This is a genomic window from Pseudomonas fuscovaginae SE-1, from assembly GCF_000364705.1.
GTDB classification, from domain to species: Bacteria; Pseudomonadota; Gammaproteobacteria; order Pseudomonadales; family Pseudomonadaceae; genus Aquipseudomonas; species Aquipseudomonas fuscovaginae_A.
The window spans coordinates 1-11,912 of sequence record NZ_AQOH01000099.1 but is presented as its reverse complement, the minus strand read 5'-3'; the positions used below and the strand labels follow the sequence as shown (position 1 = coordinate 11,912).

Genomic DNA, 11,912 nt, shown 5'->3' with positions numbered 1-11,912 from the left:
ACTGGAAACGAGAGGAATCAGAAAAAACTTTCGAAAATATAAAAAAGATAGCCTACACGCTGAGCAATAAAGGTGGGAAAGTAATAATATCAACATTACTTCCAAGGCTGGACAATCACGATGATGCGAACAGAAAGGTAAATTCAGATCTACTGGAATGGGGAGGAACTGGCTGCAACTGCACTATACTTGATCTAGATAGTCAATTCAGAAAACTCAACAATAAAGAACAGTATTTTTGGGATGAAGGTCTTCACCCGAATATGCTCGGCTATGAGAAAATAACAAACATCGTTTCAAAATACCTCAACGCCGAGCTTAATCAAGTCAATTGACTGTACTTAGCGAGTCATAAGCTCGCTCACATGTCATTCCCCGGACTCTGGCCTGGTCAGCAGTTGCTGCCAGCTTTCCCGCTGCTTCGTCAGCCAGCTTGAGCACGTCGGCAAGCACTCGGGCGGTGTGGGCAGCTGTCTTGCCTGCGGCGGCAGTGCAGGAATTGCCGCGGGCTTCACTGGCTGCGAGTCGATCGGCAAGGCCGTCGGCGACGTCGCGCATCCGGCCAGACTCGCGGTTAGCAGCAGTGACAGCAGCATTTGCTGTGTCGACCAGGACTTGCCCATTTTCCACCGCCTTATTAATTGAAGCCTGGCGCGCCTGCTCCTTGGCTCGCTCGGTGCTTTCGTTGAGTTCCTTTGCCGCGAGGTCGGCGGCGTCGCGACTGTTCCAGCGGGTCTGCCAGCGTGAGTCTGTCTGGTCAACGCCAAGGCGCCAGCCGAAGGCGCCAATAGCGAATACGAAAACGACTGCAAGCAGATATGGGGCGATCCGCCCGAGCAGCGTCATGGCAGCACCTTCAACGCAGTTTCGTAGAGAGACTGTCGATCGGCAGCGCCGTTTGGCGTGCGCCCTGGTCGCCCGGTATTGATGATGCTGCCGATATCGGCGTTGTTGCCGGCATCGGCCAGGGTGTTCAGGCCGTGAGTTGCCCACCACCAGGCCGCCGACATGCAGGCCGGCCCAGGCTGCTCGAGCAGCTCGGGCTGATTGATCAGGTCCAGTCCCAGGGCCTCGCCGCACGCGGCATAGTTGGCACGGCCTGTGATCTGGATCGGACCGCGACCCCGGTACTTCGAACCATCACCTGGCTGGGTGTTGCCCAGGTCCTTCCGGCCCTCGTAGCCGAGCTGGGCCGGGGTTGGCCCCCAAATCTCTTTCATCCAGCGCAGTTGGCCGGACTCATGCCCGATCTGCGCAATGAACGCAGCGACACGCAGCCGGCCGACGATGCCGTACTTGCCCATGGCCGTGTTGAGGGCACGAACAAAAACGCCGGCTTTTTCGCCGGCGCCGGGAAGGATCTGCAGCAACTGCTGCTGAGTGACGGGCATGCTTTTCTCCAGGCAAAAAAATACCGCCGGGTGGCGGTCGGTGGATTTATTCAGCTCAGGCCGGGGCAGCCGGCCAGTCGATCACTGACGGGAACCCGGATTTCTGTTCAATCCGGTTCAGCGCAACGCGGTACTGCTTCCAGGACTTCAGTGCAGCAGTTTCAGCGTCTGTCGCATCTCCCAGATCTACCGCATCCTGAAGCGGTGCGATGCGCAGCGCGGCAACGCCAAGCAGGCCATCACGCTTGCCGATGGCAAGCGCTGTTAGTTCAGCAGTAGATGGCGGGGGTGGTGTTTCTGTGGCGCCCTCCGGAACTGTCACGCCGAGTTCTTCAATTGTTCGCGCCTCGGGTGTACCCATGTAGTAGGTTGTGCCACGGTAGTCGGCGACTAATTCCCAGCCATTATCGGTCCGAACCGCCGCCTGATTTTTCCCTGCAACTGGCGGCTCATCAGTAAACGCATGAGCAGGAATAAGCCAATTCCCGATTTCCAGTGGATCCGGGTCGGCCATCCCCTCACCGATAAACTCGCCTGTTACAGGATGTGCGTTATAGATCTTCATATTTACCCCATCAGTATTTGATGCATGCAAGCAGAGCAACGTTTCGAGCACGGGTTTCAGTTGAAATTCGCGGCGTTCCGTTGGTGCTGTCAGTGATCGGCGCACGAACTGTATCGTTGACTGGGCCGGCATTATTTCCGGAAGCAACTTGCTGGATATAGCTGTTTCCTCCAGAGCCGATTGTTGCAGCCGCCGAGTAGTACATTGCGTGCGAATGCCCCTGCATTGCGTCCAACTGAAGCGAACCAAAGGCCCGGCCGACATCGATGCCGCGCCCATCATCCCAGTTCCGAATCACTTCGCCGCGCAGCTCCGGGAGGTTGAAGGTGGTAGAGCCATCGCCAGCCCCGAAAGTTGTGCCGATTGCCGCAAACAATGACGCGTAGGTGGTCCTCGAAACAGAAGCACCGTTCGCTTTCAAATATCCAGCAGGAGGTGTTGAGCTGGCAAAACTAATAACTGTTCCAGGAGGGGCACCAGTGCTTGGAAGCTGATCAAGCACGATGAAATCAGTTCCGTCATAGACTACATCTGCAATTTGCCCATTCACGACAAATGCCGAAATTTTCGTTGCAGTTGAGTCATATTGTTTGAGTGATTTTGCCCCCTGCCCAGAAACATTCAGGGTCGGTGTAGCTCCCCCTGAAGCGTGGAAGCTCACCTGAAAGCGTTGGCCTGTAACATAAGCAGTGATTGCGGGAGTTGGCGTCAGCGTGAATGCTGGCGCCGTGCCGGCGGTCGTGAAAGCGGTCAGGCTCTGTGCCTGGATCTGTCCGGCGTTCACTGCATGCAGCGACCTAGTGGCACCCACCAATTGAGCCGCCCCACCCAGCGACTCAATGATGATCCAGGCGCCATTCCCGCTGTTCACGCCGGCCTGCACCAGGTACATCAGCACAGCCACACCGGCTGGCAACTCGCCGCCCTGGAGTGGCTGGAGAGCCAGGCCATAGATCGGCCGGGCGACAAGTCCGTCGGGGGCATAAGTCGCCGGACCGGTGTTCGCATTTGCGATATTCACACGCTGCATATAGCCTGTGGATGGCAGCGCTGTCAGGGCTGGGGTGTTTGCAGCCGCATAGACGTTCGCAGCGCCAGTGTCCGTCAGGATTGTGGTTTTTCGAATTGCGGCCATCAGTGCGTCGAAATACTGGGACGCACCGACCTTGTCTACGGATCCGTTCGCCGTGATGCCGGCATATGAAAGAAGCGACTGAAAGAAACCTTCCTTGTCATTCGCCCAATCTTTCTCCAGATACGATCCATCCTTAGAGGTTGGAGTGGTTCTGTTTTTGAAGGATCCCTGCGGGTAATCAGCCGATGGATTGCTGAATCGACCTGGGTACCGTTCGTTAAGCTTCAGTGCCATGTTAAGCCCCTATATAGCCTGCAAATTCTGCACTTTCATCCCCGAACTCAGCATCGGTATCGCCAAATTCGTACATCCCAAAGCCTTCCAGGAATCCGTTAAACCGCACGGCCTGAGGCTTTGGTACCAAGTTTGCGTTTAGCAATGCGAATCGCTGGAGGTCAGAAATTTCTCCATAGAATTCGATGCTGAAAGACATGTCCTCGCCATCTGTAATTCGAAGAACTTGCGCGTTCGGGATCAAAAAATTCATCCCCGAAAGGATGTTCTCGATCGTTGCGTCACCGTTGTTCTTGACGATCTTGGCCTTGATTACCAATCGATAAAGCTCGTCAGAAAGTTGGTCGTCCTGATCGATCGTCAAGGGGCTGAACATGGCATCTTCATCGCCAAACTCAGCGCCATCTGTCAGGTCAAAAAGGCCAGGGTTCATGCTTACGGCGCCGAGGAAACTGCGCGGCACCACGACAATGCGACCTATGACGTTCAAAACCTCCCCCTCGGCGCGGTCGATGTCATAGCTTTTGCGCACGGCCTCGGCGGCATCCTCGATGCTGCCACCAAGCTGCCTGGCGATGGCGTACCACGCGACCGCCTTTGGCTTGTTCTGGTACTGGGCGTAGATCCGGTCAGGGATATTCATCAGGTCACCGTCACGTTGACGTTGGCGGATGTCCAGCGCGACATCTGGTTGTACGCAATGGCCAGCGTGCCGGTTGAGCCGTTGAGGTTCGACAGGGCGATGTTGACGTAGCTATTGCCGTAAGAGCCGATCACTTTGTTTACGGGTGTCAGCGCGGTACTGAATGGGACTGGCTCGCCGATATCAAAGCCGGTGATCTTGAACCCAACGTCTGCTGGGATCAGCTCGCCCTGAGCGAACTCCACCACCGCATCCTTGATTTCCTGCCCAATGGTCGAGGGAAGCGTGCCGTCGTTGACTAGGGTGATGTTCAGGATGGCATCGACGTATATCGGGCGGCTGGCCTTAACCATCTTTTTGTTGGTCGGGTAATTGGGGGATGTGATCTCGACAGAAAACGGCGTGCCGGCCTGGTACAGGGTGGCGCCCGGATTCTTCTTCAGGTAGATCGCCATCGCCACGTCGATATCGGTTCCGCCGTCCACCACCACTGCAATGGAATGCCTTGGTAGCCCATGCGGGTTATCTACGGATACAGAAGCGCTGTCGGTGTCGTTCTCGTAGATCTTGGCCCGGCGAACCCCGTCGACGCCGAACAACTGGCCCAGCATCGAATCGATCTGGTTGTTTCCTGGCTTACCCACCGCGGTGGCGCGGGTGACGCGCAGCTGCTCATCGGTCTGGGCGTCATTGCCTGGCGTTGCTGGCGCGGCGTTGGTCACGGCAGAAAGGCCGGCTACAACGTCAACGATGCGGGTGATCGTCCCGGCATCGGCCTGGGTCGGGCCGGCCACTGTACAGGTGGCGTTGACGGTCGCGACACCGGAAACATCGGCCGTCACTGTCTGGTCGATTGACCACCGACTGCCGTTGATGGTTGATTCGAAGCGGTTGCCGGAAAGGATCACGGTACCCGGGGTGGCAGTCAGCGTCAGAGACACACTGGAACCTGAACCAGATGACCGCATGGTGCCGGTCAGCGAGCAGACGATATCCAGATCCGTGCGCTTGGCCTTGTTCGGGTCTTTGGAGTTGTAGGCCTGCTGCAGGGTCTCATCGAGCGCGTAGAAGATCTCGGCGTCGTGCGCCATCTTCAGGCCGTCAGGCGTCGACGGGTCAAGGTTCCACAGCGGATCGATGTTGACGTAGAACTGGCGCTCCTGGGCGAACCAGTCATTTTGCGTCTGAAGCACATACCCGTTGGAGGTCAGGCTAGCCATTCAGTGTTACCTCTTCCAGCCCGAACTCAGTGAGAATCCCAGCGGTTACGCTGTAGGTGCGGTTGTCGATGTTGAAATCAGCAGAGAAACTGGTGAGGCGTACGACGCCCGGCGTGTTGGCGATCCGCGCTCGCAGCGCAGCCTCTGCGGCAGAGAGGCTGGCGAACTTGCCCAGGATCTGCTCGTACCACGGAGTGCCATCGGTGACGTCGCGGAAATATTCGCCGAGGAACAGCCGTAGCCTGGTTAGGACAGTCTGGGCGATCTCCTCCTTGCCGCTGATGAACTGTTGTCCCTGGGTCACGATGTCGCCGTTTTCGTCCAGCCTGCGAACGGTCATATGACTGGTGCTCCGCTTGTGCCGGACCCGGGCGTTACACCGGTATGGCGATGAGTGTTCAGGTTGACGCCGGCGGCGGTGATGACGTTGCCGTCCGGAGTGATCTTCAGTCCATTGATCAGGAACGTGCCGTCGGCCTGCAATCGGAAACTGCCGGCGCCGTTCTGCATCAGGGTTGTGCCGTCGGCCAGCACGTTGAACCTGGCAGCCCCGTTATCCATGAGGATGCTGTTGTCGTTCTTCAGCCAAACGAACTGGGTAGCCGCCTTGTTGCGCATGCGCACGCCGTTGTTCTGGAAGTCAGGCAGCACGTTCGGCTGGGACCTGAACCCCGGCAGGAACATGGCATCCTGCATGCTGTGGAAGCGGCCAATAGGGTTGGGTGCGATGCCGCCGCTCTGTATCCAGCCGTCAATGCAGCGCTGAGAGAACAGGATGTCGCCCTCGCATTTCGGATCGATCTGGTACTCGATGCAGTAGTCGCCGCCCGGGAAATAGACCGGCACCTCGATGATCGGAGGAACCTTGAACTCGGCGCCATTGATGTCCACCCGCATGATGCCGGGCTGCACCTGGGCCAGCTGGGTAGCAGGATCGAATGTAAGGACGTGCCCGGGGATCGATGTACACACTCCCTTCATGACCTCAATGAAGGAATCCCGTATTAGCTTTGTCTGCTTCGTGCGACCTTCTGCCCCGATCATGCCTACCTCGGATACTTGCACCCGAACCGGCGGGCGAGATTATTGTCAGCGCACGAACTGCTGCCCGCGCATGTAAGACGTGTTGACGGCTGCGACAGCCTCACCGCGGGTTATCTTGCCATCATGGTTGACATCGAGACCTGAGTTGGCGGCGTATTCGCGCTGGTATGGGCCGGTGTCGCGCTCCCACATCACGAAAGAGTCAGGGCGCCCTACTGCAGCCGGCCACAGTACCGCCAGATAGGCGTCCCCAAGGTTCCTAATACGTCCTGCATATGGCTGGTAATAGGCCTCGACATAATCGAGCTGGGTTACGGCGGTCATGCGCGCAAGCTGCGCAGTGGAGGTCCCAACCTGCCTGGCTGAAGATTCCAGGAATTGAATCAGTCCGGTCGCAGTACTCCCAGGGTTTCTAGCGGCAGGACTGAACGTGTAGCCGGTCTCGAACCCCATCACCGCCATCAGCCAGTTTGGGTCCATTGATAGATTTCCGGCGATCTCCCGGACCTTGACGCGAAAAGCCTGGTCGACCCTGGCTCCCCAGATCAGCTTTCCGTTCTCGGATGTTGAAATTTGGTTTGCTGCCGGCGCAGTACCGGCGCGCAGGCCATCTATTTCTGTAATCCATAGGTCGCTATGTGAGTCGCCCGAATGCTTCATCGCGAAGACGTTGTACTCGCCATTGGCTGTGGCATCGCCACTAAGCTCGGAGATAAACAGGTTGCCAGTGTTAAAGGTGGCGAACTCGCTTTCGACGTTGATACGGCCATTGGCGCGCAGGGAAGGATTCATCTGAATGGTTACGAATACACCAAGACCATCTGGCCCGCGTGAAACTTCTGGAATCCCGATCATCCCACTGTACTGGTCAACCTGGACGATGGATGTCGTTCGAAGCATTCCGGGCTTCGTGACAATCATTCGGCCGCGATCCTGCATCCATTCAAACTTGTAGGCGTACGCCAGGCTATTCATTGCGGATGGGATGTCACCATCTACGACCAGACCTGACGTAAGCGGAGCAGCATCGGCGAACTGTGCATTGTCGATATCGATCGGCAGCGGCCATGCTCTCGCCAGGGCTCTTATAACCTCTTCAACACGCGACCCGACCCCAAACGACAACTGGACTGATGCCCGGTCGTTGACTGGGTCGCCAGATCTGCAGATGAGCCTTGTGATGATCTCTGGCGAGCCGGGTTCACGCTCCCGTAGAACGTTTGTCACGAAACCAGTGAAGACGGCATCGACGTTATCGTCATACCCAGCTCGCAGAACAATGCTGGAGCGCTGAGCGATGGAAGACCCCTTGTTCATGTTGTACAGACGAATGTCTGCATACGAGATAACGTTTTGCGGGGCGACATCGACATTGAACTGGATTCGAAACTGTCGACGGCCAATTTGCTGGCCTATGTAGGGCTGGCCGTTCACATCGACCGACCAGACTCGCTCTCTCATGTGGCCACCAATGGGGGAATCCATACCAGGAAGTTGTCGACGCCCAGGTTGTCGAGCGTCACGTTGCTGCCGGTGAAGACCATTTGCCCAATGCCGGTCCGGTAGCTTTGGATGATGTCGCTACCTGGTTCAAGCATGGCGCCGGACACGATCCGGGTGCCATCGCGCAACAGATTCATCGACCATGCAGGCTCGTCGAGGTAGGAGATGAAATCGAATTCGAAGTCGATCAGGTTGTCGCCGAGCTGAACAGAAAACCGCTGATGGGCGTTCTCTGCCCCGGCACGCAGCGGGATCACGTTCATCAAACCACTCCGTCGAGAATATTGTTGACCGCCTTCGTCACGGAGGCGGTTGCCTCCTTGGCGATGGCCTGGCCGCGCTTGATAGCCCGCGAAAGTGCGCTCTGCGAGGGGTCGCCCTCGCGCAACTGAGAAATAGAGCACTCGGTATCGCGCGCGATCCGGTCAAGGCTGATTACCTCCTGCAGCTCGACCACGAACTCAAGCCCCCCTTCGTTTCGCGGCTCCTTCGTTCGCGAGATTTTGGTGATCGCCATGTTCTTAAGCAGGATGTCGCCGGCATCGATATCGAACGGATCATAGGACTGCATTAGCCAGATCAGGAAGTCGAGCGTGGTGCTCGCGCGCGTCTCGTCACTGCCTGCAAGAAACCCGGCGGACAGACCGGCCACCGTCGAGACGATGGGGTTACTGGTAAGATTCGAGAGTGCGCCACCCAGGAAGTCCGTTAGCTGAACCTTGACCGGGTTGTTACTGATGGCGCCGGTCAGGGTGTACTTGAATGGGTTCATGATGCGGTGATCAGAAATCCTGACCCCGGACTCAATAGGGATGGCGGTAAGCGTTACGCTGGCCTCAAGCGTATCCTCAAGCACCGCGTCAAACGAGTAGCCGGCAATCGTCGGCGCCTGGCGGGTGAAGATGTTGATAATGCTCAAGGCTATCGCTCCGTTGTCGTCTTCAGGTCGCCCAGGGTTTCGTAGTTCTGCCGCTCGTTGACTTGCGTGATCTTGGACTCGAGGGCCTGGCCATCCAGCTGGATCGTCAGGCCAAGTTCGTTGGTCAGCTTGATAGGGCTTCGAGCCAAGGCCCCCGCGAATGCGTCAGCGGTGGCCTGCCGATCCTCTTCTGGTGTGGATTGGCTGGTGGGCGGAAGGCTGTCTGCTGCCGTCCTATCCCGATGATCGAGGTAGTCAATGTCTTCTTTCGAGCGAATGACCGTACCGGAGTAGGTTTCTGGCTCACCAGTACTCGGCTGCTCGATCTTTTGTTGTTGGCCGCCGCCGCCAAACAGAAGCTCGAGAGGTCCCTGGATTCGATCGAGCCCAGTCACGCTCTTTAGGAAGTCGTCGAATCCCCTGGATGCCCTGCTGTAGCCAGGCACGTGCTCTTCCAAGCCGCGATTGAGCAGGTTTGCGCCTACGGCGCTCCCAGTTATGGCTACGCCCACGGTACCGGCTTTGCTGACCGCGCCGCCAACGGTGCTCAAGCCAAGCTTTGCCGCAGTAGCCCCCGTAACAGCCGCCACGGCAGAACCGCCAAGAGCCGCCATTGCAGTTGGGTTGTCAGCCGCATAACTAACTGCATCACTGATCTGCGCGCGGTGATCTTTCAGAAAATCGTTCAGCGCGCTACCGGCACCCACCAGGTTAGGCAGGAACTTCTGGGCAAGTTCGTTCTTTATGCCCTCAATGATCAGGCTGAACTCGCTGGAGTTTTCGGCCATCTTGCGAGCGTTGTCGGTCAGCTGATCGACGCTGCCAGTCAGTCCGCTGGCACGCTCCATGTCGGCATCGAGCTTTTCCACGCCGCCAGCCAGCGAACGAAAGACGCCATCCGACAGGCCGAGCGAACTCTGAACCTGAGAGCGCTGCCCCTCATCGAGGCGCGGTATCATTTCGGACAAGGCACGCATGAACTCCTCGCCGGTCTGCGTCTTGTAGAGAGAGCTGACATCAATCCCGGCCGTGGCCAGATCGGTGATCGGACCCGCTTCCCCTTTCAGGCGCAGATTATTCTGAATCTCCTCAAACCCCTTGATTGCGTCCAGTGCTTCGGATGCATCGCCACCCATCAGCTTTACGGCATTGCCGAAGCTGTAGACCGTATTCATGGAGGTGCGGAGGTTCTGGGTCGACATCGCCAGCTTGTCTACGCGGTCCGACACGCCAACTATTGCGGCCGCCCCAACACCAAACGCACCGATCAGCGCTGCCGAGATGCTCAGGGCGCCAGACTTTATGCCCTGCAGGCTGGCGTTGATCTTTCTGTCGCCTGCTTCAAGATCTTTGGTGTCGTAGCCGATGCCGATCAGGAACGACTTGAGAACTTTGCTAGCCATTCTTCAGGGCCTCGTATTGGCTCCACAGTTCATCCATGGCCTGATTGAACCGCTCAACATCTGCGATGGAGAGCGACCCATCGGCCAGTTGCGCCCAGGTGCACAGCGGCGGGCATACGCCGGCTATGCCCACGCACGGGCGCATCAGGAACCAATTCACAGGGCTTGGCTTTGCGCCTCTGGCTGCCGAGCGACGCTTGCGGCGCTTGGCAGCCAGTCGAAAAAATCGGCGAGGTTCCAGCGCAGCAAGTCGGCCAGCAACTGGTTGTACTGCACCATGCGGCCACCAAAGTCTGCAACTGAGACGGTTCGCTCGGTACCGTTGAGCAGAACGCGACCCATGAGGATCTGCGCCACAAGGCTCTTGGCCTCCTGGCGCATCGACATGAACATCGAGCACAGGACGTTTTCATCAACCTCGATCCCGGCAGCGGCTGCAGTCGCGAAGCGCTCCAGTACTGCACCTGAAAGAAGGGACATCAGTCGGTCCTGGTCGACAGCGCTGGCCATGGCCGCGTTGTACTGCACGCCGCCGACGTGGAATGCTTTCACGCTCATCTATCAGCCCCTCGTGCCTTCCCAGATGTTGAATTGCATCGTGAACTGGTCATCCGTGATCGTGGAGCCCGCACGGCCGCGCTGACCGTCGTTGACGATGATTCCTTCCGACCCCAATGCTGTTTCCAGCGTGCCGATCTGGGTGAAGGTCAACGTGATGTTGGCGTTCGAGTTCATCAGGCCCTGGATGTATGCAGAGTCGGCAGAGCCTGGGTTGAGGTAGACGTTCACCTCGCGCCCAGGATTCTGGCGATCCAGGCGCAGGGCATTCCCGCCCTGCCCGCGGCGCAACTGGCTGCGCGGATCGATCGGCGCATCCGTATACGGCGTTGCCGTCTCTCCCCAGTCTTGAATCTGGCGTCCATTGATGGTGACGACGCAATTGTCGTTCGAGAAGTTATTCAGGCTCATGGTTCACCTATCAATAAACGTCGAGATCAACGTCAACAATGTGGATGGCGCCGGCGCGGAACAGGCGAATACGCAGAGGTGCAGACTTGCGGGCGTTACGGTCGGCATCCGACAGGTCGAGGATGTCCTCGGGCTTGGTCAGAATCTCGAAGCCGGCGGTGTATTTCTCGATGCCGTCATCAGGGTCGGTGTAGTTGCGCGGGCCAAGGTAGCCGTTGTTGATGAACTGCTGCATCGTGGCGCGGGCAGCACCGATCAGCACGGCCTGCCCGACAGGCGTCTGCGCCAGCTTGGTGAGCTGGTTCGCCACCGCGTTGTATAGCGACGTGGTCAGGAAGTTGATGCACGCGTCCAGGTTCACCACGTCGTCGATGAACTCGCCGTATGTGCTGTGGGTGATAGTGTTGATCCAGCGCCCGGAATCCGTAGACCCTTGGTTATCCACCACCGTGTAGAACGTGGCCTTTTTGGCAGCGCTCTGCATGGCCGAGTAAGCGGTTGTGGTCAGAGATTCGGCCGGGACGCCTGGCGACTTCTTGAACTCGCCAGTGATGGTCGAGCGATCGGCGCTGTAGTTCACTGCGGCGAAGTGCTTGGCCAATGCCGAACCGGAATAGGCATCAGTGGCATGCGTAGGGGTAAAGGCGTGGCGGAACCCAGCGGTGGTCAGCTGGGTGGCGATATCGTCGGTATCGGCAGGATCGCGAATCTCTGCAGCCGACGCACCGGTCTGGTTGTCGATGAACATGCTGGTGTTGTCGTCGCACCACTGGGCGATAGCCAACACATCGGCCTTCACGGCCAGAATCGGCGCAGTCCACATGGTCCAGTACCACCAGATCACGTTTCGAGCCTTGTTCAACGTGGCGACGCGAGTGGCGTCTGC

The 11,912-nt window shown here is 57.9% G+C and carries 16 protein-coding genes; 1 reads left to right on the top strand and 15 read right to left on the bottom strand.

The features are described 5' to 3' along the window. The coding region (locus tag K675_RS32975) for an SGNH/GDSL hydrolase family protein (RefSeq protein WP_198291636.1) at nt 1–335 on the top strand (335 nt) is incomplete at its 5' end. Here the strand turns inward: K675_RS32975 and K675_RS0111215 are convergent. The 15 genes from K675_RS0111215 to K675_RS31840 all read right to left on the bottom strand — a co-directional run. Beyond that, entirely contained in the window at nt 328–846 is a 519-nt protein-coding gene (locus tag K675_RS0111215) for a DUF2514 family protein (protein WP_017903617.1), read from the bottom strand. The two genes, K675_RS32975 and K675_RS0111215, sit on opposite strands and share 8 nt — an antisense overlap. Next, entirely contained in the window at nt 843–1,391 is a 549-nt protein-coding gene (locus K675_RS0111210; protein ID WP_017903616.1) for a glycoside hydrolase family 19 protein, read from the bottom strand. Before K675_RS0111210 ends, K675_RS0111215 begins: the two co-directional genes overlap by 4 nt. A 55-nt stretch (nt 1,392–1,446) precedes the next feature. Beyond that, nucleotides 1,447–1,956: a tail fiber assembly protein gene (locus K675_RS31850; protein WP_017903615.1), complete on the bottom strand. Its 510-nt coding sequence runs from the start codon at nt 1,954–1,956 to the stop codon at nt 1,447–1,449. Nucleotides 1,957–1,966: 10 nt separating this feature from the next. Next, complete coding sequence (locus K675_RS31845; protein WP_017903614.1) at nt 1,967–3,325, bottom strand: phage tail protein; 1,359 nt, start codon at nt 3,323–3,325, stop codon at nt 1,967–1,969. Nucleotide 3,326: 1 nt separating this feature from the next. Next, nucleotides 3,327–3,968 (bottom strand): DUF2612 domain-containing protein, encoded by a 642-nt coding sequence (locus tag K675_RS0111195; RefSeq protein ID WP_017903613.1) that lies wholly within the window; start codon nt 3,966–3,968, stop codon nt 3,327–3,329. Next, the gene (locus K675_RS0111190; protein WP_017903612.1) at nt 3,968–5,188 is read right to left on the bottom strand and encodes a baseplate J/gp47 family protein; all 1,221 of its coding nucleotides are present in this window, start codon (nt 5,186–5,188) and stop codon (nt 3,968–3,970) included. Before K675_RS0111190 ends, K675_RS0111195 begins: the two co-directional genes overlap by 1 nt. Beyond that, nucleotides 5,181–5,528, bottom strand: coding sequence for a hypothetical protein (locus K675_RS0111185; RefSeq protein ID WP_017903611.1), 348 nt, complete (start codon nt 5,526–5,528; stop codon nt 5,181–5,183). The genes K675_RS0111190 and K675_RS0111185 overlap by 8 nt, the downstream gene beginning before the upstream one ends. Continuing rightward, complete coding sequence (locus K675_RS0111180) at nt 5,525–6,232, bottom strand: Gp138 family membrane-puncturing spike protein (protein WP_026145105.1); 708 nt, start codon at nt 6,230–6,232, stop codon at nt 5,525–5,527. The genes K675_RS0111185 and K675_RS0111180 overlap by 4 nt, the downstream gene beginning before the upstream one ends. A 45-nt stretch (nt 6,233–6,277) precedes the next feature. After that, nucleotides 6,278–7,693, bottom strand: a complete 1,416-nt coding sequence (locus K675_RS0111175; protein WP_017903609.1) for a baseplate hub protein — start codon at nt 7,691–7,693, stop codon at nt 6,278–6,280. After that, nucleotides 7,690–7,998 (bottom strand): phage baseplate plug family protein, encoded by a 309-nt coding sequence (locus K675_RS0111170; protein ID WP_017903608.1) that lies wholly within the window; start codon nt 7,996–7,998, stop codon nt 7,690–7,692. The genes K675_RS0111175 and K675_RS0111170 overlap by 4 nt, the downstream gene beginning before the upstream one ends. Then, a complete protein-coding gene (locus tag K675_RS0111165) occupies nt 7,998–8,654 on the bottom strand; it encodes a phage baseplate protein (RefSeq protein ID WP_017903607.1) in 657 nt (218 codons plus the stop codon). The genes K675_RS0111170 and K675_RS0111165 overlap by 1 nt, the downstream gene beginning before the upstream one ends. A 2-nt stretch (nt 8,655–8,656) precedes the next feature. Next, entirely contained in the window at nt 8,657–10,057 is a 1,401-nt protein-coding gene (locus K675_RS0111160; RefSeq protein ID WP_017903606.1) for a hypothetical protein, read from the bottom strand. 156 nt (nt 10,058–10,213) lie between these two features. Next, a complete protein-coding gene (locus tag K675_RS0111150; RefSeq protein WP_017903604.1) occupies nt 10,214–10,615 on the bottom strand; it encodes a hypothetical protein in 402 nt (133 codons plus the stop codon). 3 nt (nt 10,616–10,618) lie between these two features. After that, nucleotides 10,619–11,026 carry a hypothetical protein gene (locus tag K675_RS0111145; RefSeq protein ID WP_017903603.1) on the bottom strand — a complete coding sequence of 136 codons (408 nt, stop codon included), beginning with the start codon at nt 11,024–11,026 and terminating at the stop codon, nt 10,619–10,621. 10 nt (nt 11,027–11,036) lie between these two features. After that, nucleotides 11,037–11,912 (bottom strand): DUF3383 family protein (locus K675_RS31840; protein ID WP_017903602.1); only part of this gene is annotated, 876 nt, incomplete at its 5' end.

What these genes read in the sequence shown, in the direction of transcription:
- K675_RS0111215 (WP_017903617.1), bottom strand. Translation starts at nt 846, where the DNA reads ATGACGCTGCTCGGGCGGATCGCCCCATATCTGCTTGCAGTCGTTTTC.
- K675_RS0111210 (WP_017903616.1), bottom strand. Translation starts at nt 1,391, where the DNA reads ATGCCCGTCACTCAGCAGCAGTTGCTGCAGATCCTTCCCGGCGCCGGC.
- K675_RS31850 (WP_017903615.1), bottom strand. Translation starts at nt 1,956, where the DNA reads ATGAAGATCTATAACGCACATCCTGTAACAGGCGAGTTTATCGGTGAG.
- K675_RS31845 (WP_017903614.1), bottom strand. Translation starts at nt 3,325, where the DNA reads ATGGCACTGAAGCTTAACGAACGGTACCCAGGTCGATTCAGCAATCCA.
- K675_RS0111195 (WP_017903613.1), bottom strand. Translation starts at nt 3,968, where the DNA reads ATGAATATCCCTGACCGGATCTACGCCCAGTACCAGAACAAGCCAAAG.
- K675_RS0111190 (WP_017903612.1), bottom strand. Translation starts at nt 5,188, where the DNA reads ATGGCTAGCCTGACCTCCAACGGGTATGTGCTTCAGACGCAAAATGAC.
- K675_RS0111185 (WP_017903611.1), bottom strand. Translation starts at nt 5,528, where the DNA reads ATGACCGTTCGCAGGCTGGACGAAAACGGCGACATCGTGACCCAGGGA.
- K675_RS0111180 (WP_026145105.1), bottom strand. Translation starts at nt 6,232, where the DNA reads ATGATCGGGGCAGAAGGTCGCACGAAGCAGACAAAGCTAATACGGGAT.
- K675_RS0111175 (WP_017903609.1), bottom strand. Translation starts at nt 7,693, where the DNA reads ATGAGAGAGCGAGTCTGGTCGGTCGATGTGAACGGCCAGCCCTACATA.
- K675_RS0111170 (WP_017903608.1), bottom strand. Translation starts at nt 7,998, where the DNA reads ATGAACGTGATCCCGCTGCGTGCCGGGGCAGAGAACGCCCATCAGCGG.
- K675_RS0111160 (WP_017903606.1), bottom strand. Translation starts at nt 10,057, where the DNA reads ATGGCTAGCAAAGTTCTCAAGTCGTTCCTGATCGGCATCGGCTACGAC.
- K675_RS0111150 (WP_017903604.1), bottom strand. Translation starts at nt 10,615, where the DNA reads ATGAGCGTGAAAGCATTCCACGTCGGCGGCGTGCAGTACAACGCGGCC.
- K675_RS0111145 (WP_017903603.1), bottom strand. Translation starts at nt 11,026, where the DNA reads ATGAGCCTGAATAACTTCTCGAACGACAATTGCGTCGTCACCATCAAT.